The sequence below is a fragment of the Micromonospora sp. CPCC 206060 genome (assembly GCF_036906895.1).
GTDB lineage: Bacteria > Actinomycetota > Actinomycetes > Mycobacteriales > Micromonosporaceae > Micromonospora.
On record NZ_JBAKHU010000030.1, the window covers coordinates 49,558 to 69,878 of the forward strand.

Annotated in this window: 24 protein-coding genes and 1 pseudogene; 6 read left to right on the forward strand and 19 right to left on the reverse strand. The window is 71.9% G+C overall.

The features are described 5' to 3' along the window. Positions 1 to 13 precede the first annotated feature (13 nt). The 15 genes from V6U90_RS19275 to V6U90_RS19345 form a co-directional block, all read right to left on the reverse strand. Positions 14 to 367, reverse strand: coding sequence for a gas vesicle protein K (locus V6U90_RS19275; protein WP_334438283.1), 354 nt, complete (start codon positions 365 to 367; stop codon positions 14 to 16). After that, positions 364 to 579: a gas vesicle protein gene (locus V6U90_RS19280; RefSeq protein ID WP_334438285.1), complete on the reverse strand. Its 216-nt coding sequence runs from the start codon at positions 577 to 579 to the stop codon at positions 364 to 366. Before V6U90_RS19280 ends, V6U90_RS19275 begins: the two co-directional genes overlap by 4 nt. Beyond that, positions 576 to 1,361: a GvpL/GvpF family gas vesicle protein gene (locus V6U90_RS19285; protein ID WP_334438287.1), complete on the reverse strand. Its 786-nt coding sequence runs from the start codon at positions 1,359 to 1,361 to the stop codon at positions 576 to 578. Before V6U90_RS19285 ends, V6U90_RS19280 begins: the two co-directional genes overlap by 4 nt. 62 nt (positions 1,362 to 1,423) lie before the next feature. Beyond that, complete coding sequence (locus V6U90_RS19290) at positions 1,424 to 1,864, reverse strand: gas vesicle protein (protein WP_334438290.1); 441 nt, start codon at positions 1,862 to 1,864, stop codon at positions 1,424 to 1,426. A 1-nt stretch (position 1,865) separates the two neighbouring features. Next, on the reverse strand, positions 1,866 to 2,627 hold the full coding sequence (gene gvpO, locus V6U90_RS19295; protein WP_334438293.1) for a gas vesicle protein GvpO: 762 nt from the start codon (positions 2,625 to 2,627) through the stop codon (positions 1,866 to 1,868). Positions 2,628 to 2,630: 3 nt separating this feature from the next. Next, positions 2,631 to 3,386 (reverse strand): GvpL/GvpF family gas vesicle protein, encoded by a 756-nt coding sequence (locus V6U90_RS19300; protein ID WP_334438295.1) that lies wholly within the window; start codon positions 3,384 to 3,386, stop codon positions 2,631 to 2,633. A gap of 1 nt (position 3,387) precedes the next feature. After that, a complete protein-coding gene (gene gvpJ / locus V6U90_RS19305; protein ID WP_334438298.1) occupies positions 3,388 to 3,705 on the reverse strand; it encodes a gas vesicle protein GvpJ in 318 nt (105 codons plus the stop codon). A gap of 10 nt (positions 3,706 to 3,715) precedes the next feature. Then, positions 3,716 to 4,810: an SRPBCC family protein gene (locus V6U90_RS19310; RefSeq protein WP_334438300.1), complete on the reverse strand. Its 1,095-nt coding sequence runs from the start codon at positions 4,808 to 4,810 to the stop codon at positions 3,716 to 3,718. Between the two features lie 3 nt (positions 4,811 to 4,813). After that, positions 4,814 to 5,254: a hypothetical protein gene (locus V6U90_RS19315; RefSeq protein ID WP_334438302.1), complete on the reverse strand. Its 441-nt coding sequence runs from the start codon at positions 5,252 to 5,254 to the stop codon at positions 4,814 to 4,816. A gap of 303 nt (positions 5,255 to 5,557) precedes the next feature. Beyond that, a complete protein-coding gene (locus V6U90_RS19320) occupies positions 5,558 to 6,067 on the reverse strand; it encodes a GNAT family N-acetyltransferase (RefSeq protein ID WP_334438304.1) in 510 nt (169 codons plus the stop codon). 75 nt (positions 6,068 to 6,142) lie between these two features. After that, complete coding sequence (locus tag V6U90_RS19325) at positions 6,143 to 6,967, reverse strand: hypothetical protein (protein ID WP_334438307.1); 825 nt, start codon at positions 6,965 to 6,967, stop codon at positions 6,143 to 6,145. 214 nt (positions 6,968 to 7,181) lie between these two features. Continuing rightward, the gene (locus V6U90_RS19330; RefSeq protein WP_442933625.1) at positions 7,182 to 7,685 is read right to left on the reverse strand and encodes a DUF3263 domain-containing protein; all 504 of its coding nucleotides are present in this window, start codon (positions 7,683 to 7,685) and stop codon (positions 7,182 to 7,184) included. Between the two features lie 252 nt (positions 7,686 to 7,937). After that, on the reverse strand, positions 7,938 to 8,948 hold the full coding sequence (locus V6U90_RS19335) for an ABC transporter permease (protein WP_334438311.1): 1,011 nt from the start codon (positions 8,946 to 8,948) through the stop codon (positions 7,938 to 7,940). Beyond that, positions 8,945 to 9,868: an ATP-binding cassette domain-containing protein gene (locus V6U90_RS19340; RefSeq protein WP_334438381.1), complete on the reverse strand. Its 924-nt coding sequence runs from the start codon at positions 9,866 to 9,868 to the stop codon at positions 8,945 to 8,947. Before V6U90_RS19340 ends, V6U90_RS19335 begins: the two co-directional genes overlap by 4 nt. A 192-nt stretch (positions 9,869 to 10,060) precedes the next feature. Next, positions 10,061 to 10,846: a DeoR/GlpR family DNA-binding transcription regulator gene (locus tag V6U90_RS19345; RefSeq protein WP_334438314.1), complete on the reverse strand. Its 786-nt coding sequence runs from the start codon at positions 10,844 to 10,846 to the stop codon at positions 10,061 to 10,063. Between the two features lie 225 nt (positions 10,847 to 11,071). Here V6U90_RS19345 and V6U90_RS19350 point away from each other — a divergent pair, with 225 nt between their 5' ends. From V6U90_RS19350 to nagA, 3 genes are all read left to right on the forward strand, one after another. After that, positions 11,072 to 12,001: an SIS domain-containing protein gene (locus V6U90_RS19350; RefSeq protein ID WP_334438317.1), complete on the forward strand. Its 930-nt coding sequence runs from the start codon at positions 11,072 to 11,074 to the stop codon at positions 11,999 to 12,001. A gap of 61 nt (positions 12,002 to 12,062) precedes the next feature. Further along, positions 12,063 to 12,938, forward strand: a complete 876-nt coding sequence (locus V6U90_RS19355) for an ROK family protein (protein ID WP_442933626.1) — start codon at positions 12,063 to 12,065, stop codon at positions 12,936 to 12,938. Then, positions 12,935 to 14,044: an N-acetylglucosamine-6-phosphate deacetylase gene (gene nagA, locus V6U90_RS19360; RefSeq protein WP_334438322.1), complete on the forward strand. Its 1,110-nt coding sequence runs from the start codon at positions 12,935 to 12,937 to the stop codon at positions 14,042 to 14,044. The genes V6U90_RS19355 and nagA overlap by 4 nt, the downstream gene beginning before the upstream one ends. 397 nt (positions 14,045 to 14,441) lie before the next feature. Here nagA and V6U90_RS19365 read toward each other — a convergent pair whose 3' ends face one another. Beyond that, the gene (locus V6U90_RS19365; protein WP_334438325.1) at positions 14,442 to 15,704 is read right to left on the reverse strand and encodes a DUF4032 domain-containing protein; all 1,263 of its coding nucleotides are present in this window, start codon (positions 15,702 to 15,704) and stop codon (positions 14,442 to 14,444) included. 57 nt (positions 15,705 to 15,761) lie between these two features. Here V6U90_RS19365 and V6U90_RS19370 point away from each other — a divergent pair, with 57 nt between their 5' ends. Further along, positions 15,762 to 16,529, forward strand: a complete 768-nt coding sequence (locus V6U90_RS19370; protein ID WP_334438330.1) for a phosphatase PAP2 family protein — start codon at positions 15,762 to 15,764, stop codon at positions 16,527 to 16,529. Here the strand turns inward: V6U90_RS19370 and V6U90_RS19375 are convergent. Next, positions 16,508 to 17,625, reverse strand: a pseudogene (locus tag V6U90_RS19375) (DUF4185 domain-containing protein). The gene V6U90_RS19370 and the pseudogene V6U90_RS19375 sit on opposite strands and share 22 nt — an antisense overlap. 122 nt (positions 17,626 to 17,747) lie before the next feature. Between V6U90_RS19375 and V6U90_RS19380 the strand changes: the two are divergent. Next, positions 17,748 to 18,992 (forward strand): APC family permease, encoded by a 1,245-nt coding sequence (locus V6U90_RS19380; RefSeq protein WP_334438332.1) that lies wholly within the window; start codon positions 17,748 to 17,750, stop codon positions 18,990 to 18,992. A gap of 65 nt (positions 18,993 to 19,057) precedes the next feature. Then, positions 19,058 to 19,729, forward strand: coding sequence for a DUF6882 domain-containing protein (locus V6U90_RS19385; RefSeq protein ID WP_334438335.1), 672 nt, complete (start codon positions 19,058 to 19,060; stop codon positions 19,727 to 19,729). Between the two features lie 26 nt (positions 19,730 to 19,755). On the opposite strand, the gene V6U90_RS19390 is transcribed toward V6U90_RS19385, so the two are convergent. Continuing rightward, on the reverse strand, positions 19,756 to 20,019 hold the full coding sequence (locus tag V6U90_RS19390; RefSeq protein ID WP_334438338.1) for a hypothetical protein: 264 nt from the start codon (positions 20,017 to 20,019) through the stop codon (positions 19,756 to 19,758). 101 nt (positions 20,020 to 20,120) lie between these two features. Further along, positions 20,121 to 20,309 carry a DivIVA domain-containing protein gene (locus V6U90_RS19395; RefSeq protein WP_334438341.1) on the reverse strand — a complete coding sequence of 63 codons (189 nt, stop codon included), beginning with the start codon at positions 20,307 to 20,309 and terminating at the stop codon, positions 20,121 to 20,123. Positions 20,310 to 20,321 lie beyond the last annotated feature (12 nt).

Sequence of the window (20,321 nt, forward strand, 5' to 3'; positions counted from 1 at the left end):
GTGGGGGGGGCCGTCACTCCCTCGGCAGCAGCGGACCGAGCGGGCCGAGGTCCAGGTTGAGGTCCTCCGGCGCCAGACCGAAGTACTCGCGGAGGCCGATCATCTGCTCCTCCAGCGCCATCAGGGTGGTGCCGATCCGCTCGACCTGCTCGTCGGTCAGGTCGCCCAGGTCGACCCGGTGCAGGGCCTGGCGTTCCACCAGTTGACGCAGCAGCTCGATCACCGTCAGCACCAGGCTGCCCAGCCCACGCTCGACCGAGTCCCGATCCAGCTCGATCCGCGGCGCCAGCGGGGTCACCCGGGGCGGCTGCCACCGTCCGTCGCCGAGTTCCGCGAGCAGGTCGGCAGGGTCGCGTGGCCCGGTCATCCGGGCGGGCCCTCGGTCTGCTGCCGCAGCGCGCCGGCCGAGCAGAGCAGCGCCCGCAGTGAGATGTGGACCAGGTCGACATCGGCGATCGACAGGGTCACCTCGCCGTCGACCACCACCCCGGCGGCGAGTACCCGGTCGAGCAGGTCGACCAGGGCGACCGGCCGGTAGGGCGCGGGGTCCGCGCTGTTCGACGCCAACGGGGCGGTCACCGTTGCGCCTCCCCGGCCTGCACCGCCACGAAGGAGTACGGCGGCCAGGGGCCGGTCAGTTCCAACCGGATCGTCGGGTGCCGGTCGGCCAACTCCCGCACCACCGTGGCGAACTCCGCCGTAGCCGCCGCCGCGGCGAGGTACGCCCCGTTGAGCACCATCCAACCAGTGTCCCCGATGAGCCGGCGGTCCTGTGGGGTGTGCCGACGGGCCGCCTCGGCGTGCCGCCCGAGTACGTCGTGCACCTGATCGGCGCTGTGCAGAGCGGCCTGCTGGGCCAGTTCCCGGCCGGCGAGCTGGGCCCGTCTGCGCCGGAGGTAGGCCAGGCCCGGGCGCTCGTCGACACGGTCCGGGACGAGGGCCGCCGTGGCCGACGCACCCGGGACGGCGTACGCCTTCACGCCCCACTCGACCCGGCCGGCGACCCGGTCCAACGCCGTACCGAACTCCGCCTGCCGTTGCATCAGCACGGCGCCCACCCGGGCCCCGTCGCGGTAGACGGTGGCCAGTCGGGTCGGTACCACCGGCCCGAACCGCGCCACGGTGTCCACCACGTGGTGATGGGCCCGGGCCACCGTCTCCAACCAGGGCAGGTTCTCCAGGTTACGGGCCAGCGGTTCCTCGCCGAACTCGGCGAGTGGCACGGTACCGACCACTGCGACCAGCCCGGCCGCCTCGACCAATCCGACCGGTCCACCACCGACCCCGGCCAGGCCGGCGAGCCGCTCCGCCGGTACGCCCCGGGTCACCGCGTACAGCCAGACGGCCGAGTCGGGTGCCATCGGTCCTCCTCTCCGTCAGCCAGCTCGCTCTCGTTCGCCGTGCACCGGTCCCGGTGCGCTGATCAGCGTTCGTCGACGATGCGACGGCGGTGGGCCCGCTCAGCCAACTCCTCGGCGGTCAACTCCTCGGCGGTGAGCCGCTCAGCGTCCAGTTCCCCGGCCCGGCCGGCGACGTCCTCCGCCGAGACTGAGGCTGGCCGAACCCGTACGGTCTCCAGGGGCTCCGGTTCCACCGGGCGGCGCGGCCGGGAGGAGAGGAAGGGGTCGTGCTCCCACCAGTCGATGCCCATCTGCCGGGCGGTGTCCACCGAGGCGATCACCAGCCGGAGTTTCAGGGTGAGCAGTTCGATGTCGAGCAGGCTGACCCGGATGTCTCCGGCAATGATGATGCCCCGGTCGAGGACCCGTTCCAGGATGTCGCCGAGGTTCGCCGGTTCGTGTCCGGCGGGGAGTACCTGCCCGGAGTTCTGCACGACCGCCGGGGACTGCTGCGCGCTGGTCATCTCAGCCCACCTCACTCTTGCCGCGTGGGTAGCGGCGGACCCGCCGGTAGGCGAGCAGCTCCCCGTAGCCGTCCAGTTCGACCAGGTACAGGCCGAGCAGGTCGATCGAGGAGGGGAGCCGCTGGTCCTCGATCGTCTCCACCCCGACCAGCCAGCCCTCGTCGGTCGGTTCCAGGGAGATGGCGCCGAGCGTCTGCTTGCCGGTCAGTTCGGCGATCTGGCGCATCGCCTCCCTGGGCACCTGAGCGGCCGCCAGCCCGGCCGGCTCGTCGTCGTATTCGGACTCGTCGTCGGTGTACCCCGGTTCATCGTCGGTGTGTTCGTGGGACACGGCGCCCAACTCCTCTCCTGACCGGTGTGGACCGACCCACAGCCGGGGAACCGGATCCCCGGTCGTCACGGGAACCGCATCCCCGGTCGCCGCAGGGACCAGATCCCCGGTCGTCGCGGGAACCGCATCCCCGGTCGCCGCAGGGACCAGTTCTTCGGTCGTCGCGGGAACCGCGTCCCCGGTCGTCGGGGTGACCGGACCCGTCGGTCCCGGTGCGACGAGCCGGTCCAGGACGGCCTGCTGTGCCCGACCGCGCTCCTCGCGGGAGATCCGGCCGGCGGCGACGTCGCGGTCCAGTTCCTCCAACTCGCGCCGCACGTTGGCCGGGTCGAACAGCTGCGCGTCGGCCTGCCGGTGCAGCGTCCTGACCACGGCGGTCAGCCCGCGCACCGGCGCGTACGGCAAGGTCAGCAGCGCCCAAAGTACGTCCACAGCTCACGCCGCCAACTGCTGCGAGTCGACGAAGTCGTACGGGGCGAGCGGGCCGAGCAGCCGCAGCCGAACCCCGCCCTGCCACCGTTCGGCAACCGCCTCGGCCGCCTCGGTGAACTCCGCGTCACGTCCGGCGTCGACCAGGAACGCGGCGTGGGCGGCGTCCTGCTCGTGGCTGGGCGGCCGGACCTGGTTGGCGACGGAGAGCGGGGCGAGCCGCTCCACCAGCTCCCGGGTGTCCGCCTCACGGCGGGCCTCCACCGCCTGGCTGATCATCTCGCCGAGACGGATCCGCTGGTTACGGATCGTCCGCTCCGGTTGGCCGTGTACCTGCCGGGCCAGATCGGCGGCGGCCGGCTGCTCGGCGAGGATCCGGACGAGCAGCTCCCGCTCGATGTAACGACCGTGTACGACGTACTCGACCCGCCCCTCGAACTCCCGGAGGAGTTCGAGGAACCGGTCATGACGCGCCTGAAGCAGGTCGGTCACCGCGTCCGGACCGGTGACCACCGTGCCGAACCGTACCGGCAGGACGGGGGCGACGGTGGCGGTACCGTCCAGCAGTTCCTTGTACGCGGTGAGATCCGCCGGCCGGCCGACCGGCTCCTCCAGCACGACCTCGCTGACCAGCGCGGCCAACTCGTCGTGCCGGACCACCTCCACCACACCGGGCGGGTCGCCGACCCCGCTCGCGTCCGGGGTCGGCTCGACGTCCGCCGGCACGATGCCGTACACGAACAGCCCGGTCCCGACCGCCATCTCAGCTCTCCTCAGGCCGACGTCGGCGGGGTGCCCGGTCCCGGTTCCTGCGGTCCGTCGGCCCGCCGACCACATCCGTCAGCCCCTGTTCCTGCTCCGGGTTGATGTCCAGACGGTCGACCGCCTCAGCGAACCGCAGGTACGTCTCGATGCTGGCGATGGTGATCCGGGCGTTCATCTCCAGCAGCCGGATACCGACCACCGCCACGGAGACCTGCGCGTCGATCACCACGCCCTTGTCGAGCACCGTCTCCACCACATCGGCCAGTTCCGAGGTGGGGTTCCGGGCCAGTACGCCCCCAGCGGGTTCACTGGTCATCGACACGTTCTCACTCTCCCCGCTCGTCACGCGGCCTACGCGTCACCGGAGCTGGTCTGGTGCCCTCCGGGGTCCGCCGCACCGGACGACGCCTCGGCTCCGCAGCCGTGGTGGGACGACGCCTCGGCTCCTCCGCGGCCGGACGGGCCCGACGGACCGGAGGGGCGGCGCGACGCGGAGGTGCCGGCTCGGGCACCTCCTCGTCCACGTAGTCCTCGTACTCGTCGTACTCCTCATCGGGAGCCGGGCCACGACGGGCCTGTTCCTCCTCCCGGAGCACGGTCTCGTGGTCACGGACGACCTGCTGGTCGCGGATCTCACCACGCCAGCCCGCCACCTGGTCGGGATCGAGCACGACCTGGGTCATCACGTGGCGGACGAAGTGCTTCAGCTCAAGCCGTACCCGGCGGCCCTGGGCCCGCCAGAGGTTGCCGGTCCGCTCGAAGAGTCCCTGCGGGTGGTATTCGAGCACGACCAGGATCCTGGTCAGATCGGGTGCGAGCGCGTGGAAGCTGACCGTGCCGTCGACGGAACCCTTCTCGCCCTTCGAGCGCCACACGATGCGCTGATCCGGAACCTGCTCGATGATGGTCGACTCCCAGGTGCGGTGCGACCAGAAGATCTGGACCTTCCAGTTGAGCTTCTCGTCCGCCTCCTGGTCGACGTTCTCGACCTTTTTCATGAAGCTCGGGAAGTCGGCAAACTGGGTCCACTGGTTGTAGGCGACCCGGACCGGAACCCCGACGTCGACCGTCTCGACGATGTTGGTGACCTTCAGCTTTCCCTTGCCACCCTTGCCGCCCTTGCCGCCGGCACCCGCCGCCCGCATCAACTTCTCCTTACCGCTGGCCAGACCGGCGCTGATCATCGCGGTCGTCGGCGATTTTCCGTCGGCGAGTTTGCTGGCGCCGGTGGCGGCGGCCACCAGGCCCGGTCCGCCGCCCTGCTTCGCGTACTCCGTCAGCCGGCCGGTGGCACCGGTGATCCGTTGGGTGACCATGGAGATCGCGCGCTCGCTGAGCGCACCGGCCAGGTCCCGGACGTCCGCCACGAGCTGACCGCGCAGCTTGTCACCGATGCCGCCCGGGGTCATGTCCTTCGCCATGGGTCACCTCCCCCGTGGGTCGACCGGAGCACCGGTCCGGTCGGCCCCCTGGTCATCGGCGGCCCTGTCGTCCCGCTGGCCGCCGGCCGTCCGGTCATCGGCCGAACCGTCGCCCCTGGCGTTCGCCGCACCACCGCTACCCGACCGCAGCGACTGCGCCTTGCTACGCAACCGGCTGCTCACCGCGTCGATGCGCGCGCCGGCCGCGGCGCTGACGGCGGCCCTGCCAGCGGCTGTCAGAGGTCCACCGAGACCGGCGAGCCTGCCCACCTCCGGCGAGGACCGCAGTAGGTCGGTCCCCCGCCGCACCAACTGGCCCGGGTCCCGGCTCATCCGGCCGACAGCGACCGCAGCGGCCAGCGTGAGCGCTTTCCGGAGCTTCCGGCGCCGGCCGAGCACGTAACCCAGGCCGAGCGCCAGACCCGTCCCTGCCCCGCGTTTCATCTGATCTCCTTCAGCCTCGGCCCACGACACACCACATCGCCCACAGGACCTGGCCGGAATCGGAAAAGGGGAAACCGGCAGGAGTGCCTCTGATACGGGGGTGCTGATTTATCGGGCCTGGCGGGCAGTACCCTGCCGCAGCCGGAAGAAACCCGCCGCGAGCGTTTCCGACAGCAGAGTCGAGAACGCGGGACAGACAGCGGAAAACAATCGGTCAGGCACGGCAAAATGGGACAACGAACTAGAAAGACACCAGCCGTGACCTGGCGTTACAGAGGCAATGAGCAGGCGCAAAACTGCCCATCAACGCTCGCGGGGCACCAGATCGAGCGATATTTCCGCGCGCACCGTGTCGCCCGTCGCGGACAATGTCGCGCCGCATTTCGTGAGCACTCCGATAGCACCGGAATTGTCCGGGGTGGTTTCGGCGACCACGGTACGCATCCCCAGCCCGGCCGCCTCGGTCAGCAGTTCGCGAAGGGCCGCCACACCCACCCCCTGACCACGGAAGGAACGGCCCAGCCACATACCGGTCTCGGCGACACCCGGCTCAGGCCGGCGGGCCAGCCGGATCATCCCGACCACCTCACCCCCGAGCAGGATCGCGTACATCACGGTGCCCGTCGGTCCCTCCAGACCGTCGTAGCTGGCCCGGTGGAACTCCCGGAACGCCTCCCGGCGGGCGTGCGACCAGCCGGCAGGCGCGTCGACCGGCGGCATGACATCATCCGGTTCCGCCTCCGCAGCGGCAACGGAGAGCAACGGCTCAAGTGTCTTGTCGTCCACCGGCACCAGCCGGACATCTCCCGCCACGAGCCGCAGTCTGCCGGGCCACCCGCCCACCGGTCCAGCGGTTCGGCGATCATCTGCCGGTACGGTGACCCCGGCTCACCTGAAGCGGCAGAGCACCACGGTGGCGTCGTCGTGCCGCTTGCGGCGTCGCAACCGGTCGCCCCGGTCCTGCTCTGCGGCGCGTACCCGACTGACCAGCGCGTCCGGTCCGTCCCGGCTGACCAGGTCGAGCAGCCCCGCCCAGTCGAAGAGCCCGAACTGCTCCACCGCGCAGGACGCTCCGTCGGTGAGCAGCACGGCCCGGCGTACCGCGCCGGCTCCGGTGAGCGGCAGGGTGCCGGTGACCGCGTGGTACGCCGCGTCCGGATCGGTGGCGGCCACCCAGTAGCCGTGCGTGCGGTTCATTCTTTCCCGCTGTACGGCCACCGCCCGGCGGAACCGGGTCACCGGGTCGTCCGTCGGCGGTACCGTCTCGGCGACCCGGCGCAGTTCGGCGAGCGCGGTGTCGAGCCGATCGTCGGAAATCACCCGTACCGCCCCGCCGACGTCGAGGACCAGCGGGCTGTCGCAGAGCACCAGGTAGTCGACGTGGTCACCGCCGTCGCGCAGCAGGCAGACCGTGGCGGACGGCGTACCGGGGTGATCCAGGTCGCAGTCGTCGCCATGGTCGGCCCGGACCGCGAGGATCGCCGCCGCGAGGCTGCTCATCAGCGTCGCGGCGGGCCGGGCGGCGACCGCGAGCCCGATCCGGGCGGCGAGATGCCGGACATACCAGGCCGGACCGTGTACGCAGCCGGTGTCGAAGCCGTCCGGCACGGTCGCCCCGTCGAGTACGCCCACCAGCGGGCCGAACCGGAACACGTGGTCCTCGTTCTCCAGCCGGTCCGGGGCGGCCTCCGAAGCGGACCAGACCTGCATCATCGGCGCACTCCCGATCCCTCCCGGTGCCGAGACGGCACGTGGCGCGGCGGCCGGTCCGCCGGCACCCACGCGGGTACCCGGACCGTACCGGGACATGCCGCAGAACCCGCAACCCCGCCCGGGCCCGGCGTTCCGTCGTCGGGCCCGCCGCCCAGCGACCTGCGGTGACGGTTGCGGCTCCTCGCCAGCGGTGGCTGCGGCTGCGGGTGTCGACTCAGCGTCGGCGGCTACGCGCCCGGGACGCGCGCAGACGCCGCAGCCGGCCGATCAGCAACGGTTCGGCAGCGAGCGCGGCGGGATTGTCGAGCAACGCGTTGAGCAACTGGTAGTAACGGGTGGCCGAGAGCCCGAAGGTGTCCCGAATGGCCTGCTCCTTGGCCCCGGCGTGCCGCCACCAGCGCTGCTCGAAAGCGAGGATGTCACGCTCCCGCTCGGTCAGCCCGTCGTTCCCCGTGGGCACCGTCGCTGCCTGCCGGCCGTCGGCTGGAAGGGCCGTCGCCACCTGCCGGTCATCGGTCGGCACCGGGCCATCCGGGCCGTCCCCACCGCCCGGATCCGCCCTCTCGGCTGAGCCCTCGTCACCAGTGGAACCCGGCCCCCTGGTCGGTTCCGGTCCACCGGGCGGATCCCGCTCCTCGACCGGTTCCTGTCCACCGGACGGATCCCACTCCTCGACGGGGTCCTGTCCACCGGACGGATCGGCGGCGCCGGGCACCATCCGATCCGGTGCGGTACGCGGCGGCGGGACCGTGATGCCCGCCTCGGTCACGGCGTCAGCGGGTGGCTCCAGGTCACTCGGGGCGGCTTCGTAGCGCTTGGCTCCGGGCGACGTCATGGCGCTCCTCGTGGCCGGGGACCTGGGGGGCTACCAGCGTAACCAGCGACTTCCCGAACCGCACCCGACGACGTGAGGGTGTTAACAAGGGCCCCTTCCTATACCAAAAGCGTTAAGAAGGGGCCCTTCCTTAACTTAAATGTCGCGGCGGCGGATCGACCAGACGGCTGCGGCGAGCACCAGTACGGTGCCGACACCGAAGACCAGCGCGGAGTCCTGCCAGGTGACGACGAACTCGGCCGGGGCGCACATGCCGTTCGCGAACTCGCAGGACCGGTGGTCGAGAAGTGTCCACTTCTTCTCGAACCAGGCGAGGGCGTAGGTGGAGAGGACGTACCGCCCGCCGAACCGCACCTGGGCCAATTGCACCGCGAGTTGGATGCCGATCTCGCTGAGTACGCCGATCCCGACGGCGGCGCCGAGCGCCATCGCGGTGTGCCGGCCGAGCGAGGCCAGCCCGAAGGCGACCACGCCGACCGCGAGGATCAGCCCGACCGCCCGCAGCCCACTGATCGCGAACGACTCCCACACTCCCGGGGTCATCTTCGCCGTCGATCCGGAGAACCGGGCGACCAGCCAGATCGCCCCGGTCCAGAGCAGACCGAGGACGACGCTGAGGCCGAGCAGCACGCTCAGCACGGCGGCCAGCTTGGTCAGCAGTACGGTGACCCGCTTCGGGCGCCAGAGCAGCAGGTTCATCATTCCGCCGGTGTTCCACTCGGCGCCAACGAAGGAGGCGCTGACCAGGAACGCGAACAGGGACACCGCGCCGGCGAAGGCGGCGATCAGCAAGCCAAACTCGGAGCGCATGTCGAACTCGTACGGCAGGTACCACTTCGCGTCGTACATCTCGCGCTGCGGCACCCACTCCCGACCGCAGTCCGGGCCGAACCGTTCCTCGGTCTTCTCCCCGCGCGCCTTGGCGGCCTCGCAGTCAGCGACGTTCTGCTGGTGCGCGCGCACCGCCTGCTGGTACTCCGATTCGACCCGCGCCTCGGCGGCGGCCCGCTGCGCGGGACCGGTCTTGGTGCTGCTCAGGCCGAGCGCGACCGCGATGCCGGCGAGGCCGAGCACCATCAGGATCAGCAGCAGCCGGGTGAGCCGGCGCTTGAAGAGCCGGCGCAACTCGGTGACGTAGAGGCTCATACTCCCCATCCCCCCTGGGCCGGCGCGGCCGACGTGGTCTCGGCTCCGGCGGACTCGTCGACCTGCCGGTGCTGGCCGGGTACCGGCGCGGTGGCGGTCAGTTCCAGGAAGACGCTCTCCAGGTCGACGGTGACCGGGGCCAGCTCGCTGAGGTAGAGGCCCTGGTCGGCGAGGATCCGGGTGATCGTCGCCGGCTTGTCGACCCCGCGCAGCATCAGGTGGTCGTCGTGCCGGGCGGCGATCTGGACGCCGGCCCGGGTGAGCGCGTCGGCGGCGGCCGGCAGGTCGGTCACGGCCTCCAGACGCAGGCGTACGGTGCCGCTGGAGTGCTGGGCGAGCACCTCGGCGACCGGGCCGGTGGCAACCCGACGGCCGAGCGAGATGATGGTGACCGAGTCGCAGATGAGCTGGACCTCGCCGAGGATGTGGCTGGAGAGCACCACGGTCATCCCGGAGGCGGCGAGGTCGGCCATCAGCGCCCGCATCTCCCGGATGCCCCCGGGGTCGAGGCCGTTCGCCGGCTCGTCGAGGATCAGCAGCTTCGGGTTCTTCAGCAGGGCGGACGCGACGGCGAGGCGCTGCTTCATGCCGAGCGAGTACGTCTTGACCCGCTCGTCGGCCCGGTCCCGGAGTCCGACCAGTTCCAGCACCTCGGCGACCCGGTTGCGGGGTACGTCCCCGGCGCTGGCCAGCAGGGCGAGGGTGTCCCGGGCGGTGAAGTGCGGGAAGAACTGCGGGCTCTCCACGATCGCGCCGACCTGGCCGGCGACCTCGGGCAGCGCCCGGGGCACCTCCCGGCCGAGGATCGCCATCCGGCCGCCGTCCGGCTTGATCAGGCCGAGCAGGGTACGCAGGGTGGTGGTCTTGCCCGAGCCGTTGGGGCCGAGGAAGCCGTGCACCTGGCCGGCCTCGACGCGCATGTCGAAGCCGGCCAGCGCGTGCCGGGTGCCCCGACGTCTGCTCCGGTAGGTCTTCTGCAGACCCTCTATCTCCAGGACAGCGGACACGCCGACCTCCACGCTCAGTGACTATGACACCGGACACCATACTCGGTATGCATTCGAGCGGAAGGATGCCACACCGGTGATGACGACGGGGCCGTTCCTTACATCTCAGGCACAGATGACGTGGACGCCGGCCTCGCGGAACGCGGCGACCACGGACGGGGCGGCGCCTGAGTCGGTGACCAGGGTCTCCACCCGCTCAAGCGGGCAGATCCGGGCGAACGCGTGCCCGCCGAGCTTGGACGAGTCGGCGATGATCACGACCCGCTTGGCCCGGGCCACCATCAGGTTGTTCATCGCGGCCTCACCCTCGTGGTGGGCTGCCGCGCCGAGCTGCGGGTCGATGGCGTCCACCCCGAGCAGGGCGACGTCCAGGGTCACCTCCCGCAGCAGGGCGCCACCGAGCGGGCCGACCAGTTCGAAGGACTTGGGCCGGACCACGCCGCCGGCCACCACGACCTTCATCCGGGACCGGACCAGCAGCTCGTTGGCGATGTTGAGGGCGTTGGTGACCACGGTGAGCTGGGCGCCCTCGGCGCTGGTGTTCAGGTCGGGGCGAACGGCGAGGGCCCGGGCCACTTCGGTGCTGGTGGTGCCGCCGTTGAGGCCGACCACGGTGCCGGGTGAGACGAGTGCGGCGGCAGCCGCCCCGATCCGCTGCTTCTCGGCCGAGTGCTTGGCGGTCTTGTACCGCAGCGGCAGGTCGTACGAGACGCCGTTGGCGACCGCGCCACCCCGGGTACGCGTGATCATCTGCTGCTGGGCGAGCTGGTCGAAGTCACGCCGGATGGTCGCCTGGGACACGTCGAGCCGTTCGGCGGCGTCCTCGACGGTGACCCGACCGCTCTCGGTCAGCAGTTCGAGCAGGGCGTTCCATCGCGCGTACCGGTCCACCGCGGCCCTCCACTGCACAAAGTCTGATCGTTGGCGTGCACAGTAGTGCTCAAAACACCCGCTGCGCAAAACTCATGGCTGCTCGGAGCCGCCGACTGTTGCCACGACCGGCCAACTTCGCGCAGAATGACGCGCGAAAGACCAGCAAACCGAGCCGCTTTGCGCAGCCGCCGTCAGCGAGGACGGCCACCACCAGATCGGTCCCCGCCCCGCGAGGAGCTCCCCATGGCGTACGTCGACGCGGAGATCACCAGCCAACCCGACTGCTGGCGGGAGGCTGCGGCGCTGGCCACCACCGCCGGCAGCGCCCTGCCCCACCCCGGCGAGCGGGTCGCCGTGATCGGCTGCGGCACCTCCTGGTTCATGGCGATGGCCTACGCCTCCCTGCGGGAGCAGGCCGGCCAGGGCGAGACCGACGCCTTCCAGGCGTCCGAGTTCCCCGCCGGCCGCCGCTACGACCGGATCGTGGCGATCACCCGGTCCGGCACCACGACCGAGGTGGTCGACCTGCTCGCCGCCGTGCGCGGACGGACCCCCACCACCGTGATCGTCGGTGACCCCGGCTCCCCCGCCGTCGCGCTCGCCACCGCCGCCGTACCGATGCCCTTCGCCGACGAGCGTTCCGTCGTGCAGACCCGCTTCGCCACCAGCACCCTCGCGCTGCTCCGCGCGCACCTCGGGGAGAACGTCGAGGCGCTGGCCGCCGACGCCGAGGTGGCCGTCCGCGCCCCGCTGCCGATCGACCCGGCCCGGGTCGAGCAGGTCACCTTCCTCGGCCGGGGCTGGACCATCGGGCTGGCCCAGGAGGCCGCGCTGAAGTGCCGGGAGGCGGCCACCTTCTGGGCCGAGGCGTACCCGTCGATGGACTACCGGCACGGCCCGATCGCGGTGGCCGGCCCGCACCGGGTGGTCTGGGCGTTCGGCACCATCCCCGACGGGCTGGCCGAGGACATCGCCGCCACCGGGGCGCCGTTCGTGCACAGCCGCACCAACGGCACGCACACCGTGCTGGGCAGCTGGGCGGCCGGGCGTACCCCGCTCGACCCGATGGCCGATCTGATCCTTGCCCAGCGGTTCGCGGTGGCCCTGGCCAACTGCCGAAGCCTGGACCCGGACGCACCCCGGCACCTGACCCGGTCCGTGGTGCTGGCATGAGCGGGCGGCACCGCGCGTGACCGACCAGGTCGTCGTCGCGCTCGACGTGGGCGGGACGGGCATGAAGTGCGCCCTGGTGGGCATCGACGGCCGGGTGCGGCACGTCGAACGGCACGCCACCGGCGCGGAACGCGGCCCGCAGGCCGTGGTGGCGACGATCCTGGACGTCGCGGACGGGCTGGCCGGCAAGGCACACGCCGACGGGCTGCGCCCGGTGGCCTGCGGGGTCGCCGTACCGGGGGTGGTCGACGAGGCCGCCGGGGTGGCGGTCTGGTCGGCCAACGTCGGCTTCCGGGACGTACCCCTGCGGGACCTGGTGGCGACGCGGCTCGGGGTGCCGGCGGCGCTCGGACACGACGTCCGGGTGGGCGGTCTCGCCGAGGCCCGGCTCGGTGCCGCCCGGGGCAGCCGGCACGTGCTCTTCATCGCGATCGGCACCGGCATCGCCGCGTCGCACGTGGTCGACGGCACGGCCTTCGCGGGCGCGCACGGCGCCGCCGGGGAGTTCGGCCACATCCTGGTACGCCCCGACGGTCCGCGCTGCGGTTGCGGCCGGCCCGGCTGCCTGGAGGCGGTGGCCTCCGCCTCGGCGGTGGCACGCCGGTACACGGAGGTGACCGGGAACACGGCGGACACAGCCGACGTGGTGGCCCGCGCGACCGCAGGTGAGGCAGCGGCCGGACAGGTCTGGCGGGAGACCGTCGAGGCACTCGCCGACGGGCTGGCCACCGCACACTCCCTGCTGGACGTGGATACGATCGTGCTCGGTGGCGGCCTGGCCCAGGCCGGACCGGACCTGCTCGACCCGCTGCGCGCGGCGCTGCGCGAGCGGATGACGTTCCACCGTGAGCCACGCCTGGTAACCGCGGCCCTGGGCGACGAGGCCGGTTGTCTCGGCGCCGCCCTACTCGCCCTCGACAGTCTGGAGAACTCGTGACGACCCGGGTCAGCGGCAAGGTGGTCACCCCCACCGGAGTAGTCCAGCAGGGCTGCGTAGAACTTGACGGGGACCGGATAACCGCCGTCGCCGAGTACCCGACGACGCATGACGGGCACTGGGTCGTCCCTGGTTTCGTGGACATCCACACGCACGGCGGCGGGGGCCACACCTTCACCACCGGTGACCCGGAGTCGGCGCGCCGGGCGGCGGCCTTCCACCTTGGACACGGCACCACCAGCCTGCTGGCCAGCCTGGTCAGCTCACCGTTCGAGCTGATGCGGGACGCCACCGCCGCGTTCGCACCGCTGGTCACCGAGGGTGTGCTCGCCGGCATCCACTTCGAGGGGCCCTACCTGTCCGACGCCCGGTGCGGTGCGCAGAACCCGGAGTTCCTGCGTGACCCGTCGGTCGACGAGCTGACCGAGCTGATCGGGTTGGGTGACGGGGCGGTTCGCATGGTCACCCTGGCACCGGAGCTGCCCGGCGCCCTGGATGCGGTGAAGCTGCTCGTGTCGCGTGGTGTGGTGGCTGCGGTCGGGCACACCGACGCCACGTACGACGTGACGCTGGCCGCGGTGGCCGCCGGGGCGAGCGTCGGCACGCACGTCTTCAACGGGATGCGCCCGGTCCACCACCGCGAGCCCGGTCCGGTGCTGGCCCTGCTCGGCTCCCCCAACGTGGTCTGCGAGTTCATCGCCGACGGGGTGCACCTGCACGACGGGACGCTGGCGTTCGCCGCCTCGGTCGCCGGGGCGGACCGGACCGCGCTGGTCACCGACGCGATGGCTGCGGCCGGGATGCCAGACGGCGCGTACGAGCTCGGCGGCCAGGCGGTGACCGTCGCCGACGGGGTGGCCCGGCTGGCCCGGGACGGTTCGATCGCCGGCAGCACGCTGACCATGGACGCCGCACTGCGGCAGGCGGTGGGCGCCGGGATCGCCGTACCGGACGCGGTCCGGATGCTGTCCACCACACCGGCCCGGGCGATCGGGCTGGGTGACCAGGTCGGTGCGCTCCGGGCCGGGCTCCGCGCCGACCTGGTGGTACTCGACGACGACCTGAACGTGGTCCGGGTGATGCGGGCCGGCAACTGGGTCTCCTGATCCGGCCCACGCCGTAGCCGAGGATGCCCACGTGGCGGTGGACGCTGTCGAGCTGCTCCGTCTGTGCAACACCAGGTGGGCCTGTTGCCGGTGGACCGGTACGCCTCCGGGCGTCCGGCCGTCGGATCCTGCGGCCGTCGGATCCTGCGGTCGTCAAATCCTGCGGTCGTCGGATCCTGGGGGCAGGCGTGAGCATCCGGGCGGCCCCGGGCCGCAGGAGTCGGCCCCCGGGCCGCAGGAGGAGTCCAGGGCCGGTGCTCCGTTTCCGCCAGCAGCTCGACAGCGTTGACGACAGGCAGGGCAGACCGACGCCAGGGGTGGAGGCCCGCAGCGGGCAACGCGGCCGGCACCCGGGCCCCCGCCCGGACGGCCCGGTCCCGCCCCCGGCCCGGCGGGCTCAGCCCGGCGTCACCTCGACGCCCAGCACGGCCTGCTCGTCGGGGCGGTGCACCAGCACGTCGTTGAGGAACGACTGCACGGCCGGGGCCATCCCGACGTCCCGGCCGGCCCGCTCGGAGAGCAGCCACTTGTGCTCGATGATCTGGGCAAACAGCTCCTGCGGCTCCAGCTTGCGCCGCAGGTGCGGCGGTACGGCCCGGACCACCGGCTCGAAAACCTCGGTCAGCCAGCGGTGGGCCGCCTGCTGCTCGTCGGTCAGGTCGCTCTCCGCGCGGTAGGCGTCCAGGTTGTTGAGCAGGCGCCGGGCCTGGTTCTCCTCGGCGTCCAGGCCGGTCAGCCGGAGCAGCCGTCGGGTGTGGTAGCCGGCGTCGACGACCTTCGGCCGGACCAGGTACCGACCCCCGTCGATCGTGGACAGCGCCACCTCGGCCACGTCGAAGCCCAGGTCGTTGAGGCGGCGGATCCGGCCCTCGATGTCGTGCCGGGCCTCCCGCTCGATCTGCTGCTCGTAGGTGACCTCGTGCCAGAGCGCCTCATAGCGCTTGACCACCTCCTCGCAGACCACCTCCGGGTCGATCGACTCGTGCAGCAGCCCGGCAGCCTGAAGATCCAGCGCCTCACCGAAGATGTTGACCCGGGCGATCTCCAGGTCCTCGCCCCGCTGACCGTTGGAGAGTCGGCTGCGCAGGGCCCCGGTCTCGGCGTCGACCAGGTAGGCGGCGAACGCCCCGGCGTCCCGGCGGAACAGCGTGTTGGACAGCGAGCAGTCGCCCCAGAAGAAGCCGGTCAGGTGCATCCGGACGATCAGCGCGGCGAGCGCGTCGAGCAGCCGGTACATCGTCTCCGGCCGCAACGTGTGCGAGAAGAGCGCCCGGTACGGCAGGGAGAACTGGAGATGCCGGGTGATCAGCACCGGGTCGAGGGGTTCACCGTCCTCGGCGTGCCGGTCGGCGACGATGGCCACCGCCTCGACCGAGGGGAAGTCGATCCGCTCCAGGGCACGCAGCAGGTCGTACTCCCGTTCGGCCACCCGCTCGCCGGTCTCCTTGACCGCGTAGACGTGACCGGCCAGCTTCACGAAGCGCACGATGTGCCGGGAGATACCCTGCGGCAGCGCCACCAGGTGATCGGCAGGCCACTGCTCCAGCGGGGTCGACCAGGGCAGGTCGAGCAGCGCCGGGTTCACGAGGGCAGAGGTGATCCGCACGCCGACAAGCATGACCCGCCGACCGGCTGAGCGCCTCCCATCGTGGCTTGGCACACATCGACCGACGCCCGTCGAGGTCGGCCACCGTCCACGGGCGGTAGCGTGGTCGGGGTGCGGGAAACCACGACGGTACGGCGGAAGGTGCGATCACGACCGGTACGCCCCGGCGGCTGGTGGTTCGACGCCCTGCTGGTCACCGGCTTCGTGGCGCTGACCGGGGCACTCGCCGCCGGCCGGTTCCTCGACCTGGACCTGGCCGTACGACAGTGGGCGGTCGACCACGACCCGGCTGCGCTCTGGTGGACCGCCCGGGTGCTGAACCTGCTCGGCCAGGGCGGCGCCCTGCTGATGCCGGTGGCCGGGGGCCTGGCCGTGGCGGTGACCTGGCGGGCCCGCTCGGTCCGGCCGCTGCTGCTGGTCGCGGCAACGTTCCTGGTGACCTCCCTGACCATCGGCCCGTTGAAGGTCTGGACCGACCGGGCGGCGCCCAGCGCGGTCACCCAGGAGCCGTACCTCACGCCCGAGGCGGCGGTGCCGATCTTCAACCACCAGCTCCCGCCCGGCACGTACGACATGGGCTACCCGTCGGGGCACGTGGCCAACGCGATCGTCTGGTACGGCGTGATCGCCCTGCTGCTGGCCGCGCTCACCGCCGGACGGCTGCCGGTCGGCGTCTACCGGCTGGTCCGGTTCGCCCCGCCGGTGATCCTGCTGTGCACCACCACCTACCTGAGCTACCACTGGCTCACCGACGGGCTGGCCGCGCTGCTGCTCGGCTGGTTCCTGGACCGGCTGCTGCACCGGGTGCCCTGGAACGACCTGCCGCTGCCGACCAGATTGCGGGGCTGGGACGGGCGCTACACCGAGCCGACGAACTGACTCATGTGGTAGGCCGTGCTCCGGCCGTCCAGGGTCCTGGTCCACTTGGAGACCATCAGGTGCAGGTCGTTGGCACCTCTGCTGGACCAGGGGTGGATGAAACCGCCGTACAGTCAGGTTCCTGCCAGGAGGTGACCTGGATCTTCTCGGGGGTCCAGACCTGGTCCGGTCCGCCTGCGGTACGGGTCACGATGCAGCCGGTGGCGCAGTTCAGGTACGACATCACCCAGGTGCCGTCGGCGAGCCGGCGTACCGACGGTTCGCCGAACCGGCCGGTCAGGATCGGGGTGCACGGCCGACCCCAGCCCCAGTTGCTGCCGTTCCACCCCCAGCCCTCGTACGACTCGGGGTAGAAGAGCCGGTCCCAGCGGACCCGGCGCAGCATCATCGGCCCCTCCTGCCGGCCGGAGCGGACCGAGAACACGTAGACCCAGTCCCCGTGGCGTTGCATCGTCCACATCTGGAACGGGTCGGTGTTGGTGCCGTTGTTCCACCACTTCAACGGGGTACGGATGAAGTCGTTGCCGTTGTCGGAGTAGGCCAGGCCGGCGTAGCGGGACTTCCAGTGCGGGCCGGCCGGGCCGGCGGAGTTCCAGTTCTCGATGCTCATGTACGAGATGAGCTGGCGCCCGGTCTCCGGGAAGCTGATCCCGTCGTTGGGGATGACGGTGACCTCCCAGAGACCGTCGATGCCGATGCCGTTGTGGCCGTTGTGCATCAGCTCGGGGGCCCGGCCGTTGCCGACGACCCGCGCGGCGCTGTCGAAGACGACCCCGCCGGGCACCCCGGGGTGGATGTTGGAGCGCAGCATCACCGGGGACCGCCAGTCGTTGGGCAGCGGCGGCCCCTCCGGCCACGGGGTGTTGAAGGTGTCCCCGAAGAGGTACCCGATCGAGCCGTTCTCCAGCACGTACGGGATGCCGAGGTCGGTGCCGGCGACCTGCCAGCGGCTGTTGGTGTCCAGGTCGGCGCCGGTGAGGCGTTTCTTCCAGGTGGCGGCCCGCGCCTCGCCGGGCAGCGCCAGGGGCGGTACGACGGCGGCGGCGACCCCGGCGGCGGCGACCCGGCCGAGGAACGTACGACGATCGAGTGTCATGGCGGCAACCCCCTCTCCCCAACCCACCGTACATCGTCAATCATGAATAAAGATCCGGTCGGCGCCACGGATGACGGGAAGCGGCGCGCATTGTTCATCTTCCGGCCGTAGGGTCTTGCTCCGTGGATCAGTTGGCCCGCCGGTTGGGCGTACCGGATGCGGTGGTCATCGGGCTGGGCTCGATGCTCGGCGCGGGTGTCTTCGTGGTCTTCGCCCCCGCTGCTGCGGCGGCCGGCGGCTCCGGACTGCTGCTGCTGGCGCTGGCGCTGGCCGGGTTCGTCGCGTTCTGCAACGCGACCAGTTCGGCCCGGCTCGCCGCCCGGTACCCCGAGTCCGGCGGCACCTACGTCTACGGCCGGGAACGGCTCGGCCCGTTCGCCGGCTTCGTCGCCGGCTGGGGGTTCGTGGTCGGCAAGACGGCGAGTTGCGCGGCGATGGCGCTGACCATCGGGGCGTACCTCTGGCCGGGGCAGGCGCGCCCGGTCGCGGTGGCCGCCGTGGTCGCGGTGACCGCGGTGAACCTGCGCGGCATCGGCAAGACCGCCGGGGTGACGCGGGCCCTGGTGGTGGTCACGCTCACCGTGCTCGCCCTGGTCGCGGTGACCGGGCTGGCCGGGGGCGGGTTCACCGCCACCCGGCTCGGCACCGGGGGCGGCACGCCCGGCTACGGGGTACTCACCGCCGCCGGGCTGCTCTTCTTCGCCTTCGCCGGGTACGCCCGGATCGCCACCCTCGGCGAGGAGGTCCGCGACCCGGAGCGGACCATCCCCCGGGCGGTACCGCTGGCCCTAGGCCTGGTGCTGGCGATCTACCTGACCCTGGCCGTGGTCGCGCTCGGCGTACTCGGTCCGGACCGGCTGGCCGCGTCGACCGCACCGCTGGCCGACGTGGTGACCGCCGCCGGCTGGCCCGGTGCGGCCTGGCTGGTCCGGGCCGGGGCCACCGTGGCGGTGACCGGCGTGCTGCTCTCCCTGGTCGCCGGGGTGGGCCGCACCCTGCTGGCGATGGCCCGCCGCCGGGACCTGCCGGGGGCGCTGGCCGCCGTGCACCCGCACCGGCAGGTGCCGCACCGGGCCGAGCTGGCCGTGGCGGCCATCGTGATCCTCGTGGTCACCCTCGGCGACGTACGCGACGCAATCGGCTTCTCCAGCTGCACCGTGCTGGTCTACTACGCGGTCACCAACGCCTCGGCGCTGACCCTGGGCCGGGATCCGGCCCGGAAACTCCCGGTGCAGACGCTGGCCGCGCTGGGGCTGGCCGGGTGCGTACTGCTCGCGGTGACCCTGCCACCGGCCAGCGTGCTCGCCGGGTTCGGCGTGCTCGCCCTCGGCGCCACCTGGTACGCCCTCCGCCACCACCTCGTCTGATCCTGCCCGGACGGCGAGGACCGCCGGGCGCAGATCTGTCGTAGGGTCGGGCTAGCGTCGCTGCCGTGAACGCCCTCCACACGCACCTGTCGCGCACCCTCGCCCCCGCCCTCGCCCGGCAGCTTGCCCTGGCCGACCTGCTCGGCGAACGCGGCTGGCAGGTGGACATCAGCGCCGGCACGGTCACCTTCGGTGACGACCTGACCTACCCCATCCAACTCTTGGGGACCGAGAGCCACGGTGACCAGACGTGGTTGTGGGCCTGGGCAAACAGCGGCATCCAGATCCCGCCCGCGCTGCTACGGGCCGCCGAATGGCTACGCGGCTACGGCCGCGAACACGGCATCCCCGAGCTGACCGAGGCCAGCCACCCACTCGACCGGGCCGACGGGCACCTGCTCGCCCTGCTGGCCGGTGGGCTGACCGGACAGTGCTACTACCGTGGCCCGTACCAGGGCGGCGCGCTGTTCTTCCTGGTGGAGCAGGCCCCGGCGGTGGTGACCGCACCGGCCGCACCGCAGCGGGTGCTGACGGTCCTGACCCAGGCGATCCAGATGTACCCGGTGGACCACCGGACCCTGGTCGACAGCTTCCTCCGCCAGCAGGACTACGCAGTCACCGCGACGCAGGACGACGTCAGCGGCCAACGGTCGGACGGGTCGACCATCCGCGTCTCCTTCGACCCGCAGGGCAGGATCACCAATCTCGCCGGTGCGCTCCGCCCCGCCGATGTGTGACTGATCCGGCGGGCGTACCCACCGGTTCAGCGGAGCAGACGACGGGTGCACGGTCCGTCGTGGTCGGCCCGCAGCACACACCGCCGGCCACCCGGCAGCCGCGCAGCACAGAACACCCGATGCCGTACGCCCTGCGCGTCCTCCGCCGACACGGTCGTCTCCCCCGGGTCGGTCTGCGGCAGTACCCGCGTCCACCTGGCCACCACCCGTGCCAGCCGCTGCGCGGCGGCCAGATCCGCAGCGGTCACCGGCAGGTGGATCACGAAACGTTCCGCCCCGACCGGCGTCACCGGTAGCCCCGCTCGTTCACCCCCGACGCCTGTCGGGACTGCCAGCGGCGCATCGCCTCCCGGATTCGCGCCGACTCCTGGCGTACCCGCACCACCTCCGCCTAGAGATCGGCAACCTCGGCCGCCACCCGGGTCAGGAAGCGTCGTACCTCGACCGGGTCCAGACCCCGCCGGCCCCACCGCGTCCACCCGAAGCCCGCGTTACGGATCTGACGCGGGCCCAACGCCTCCCGCCGGGAGTAGACGGTGCCACCGCACCGCTCCCGCACCTCACCACGCCCAGCCCACATACCCCACCTCTC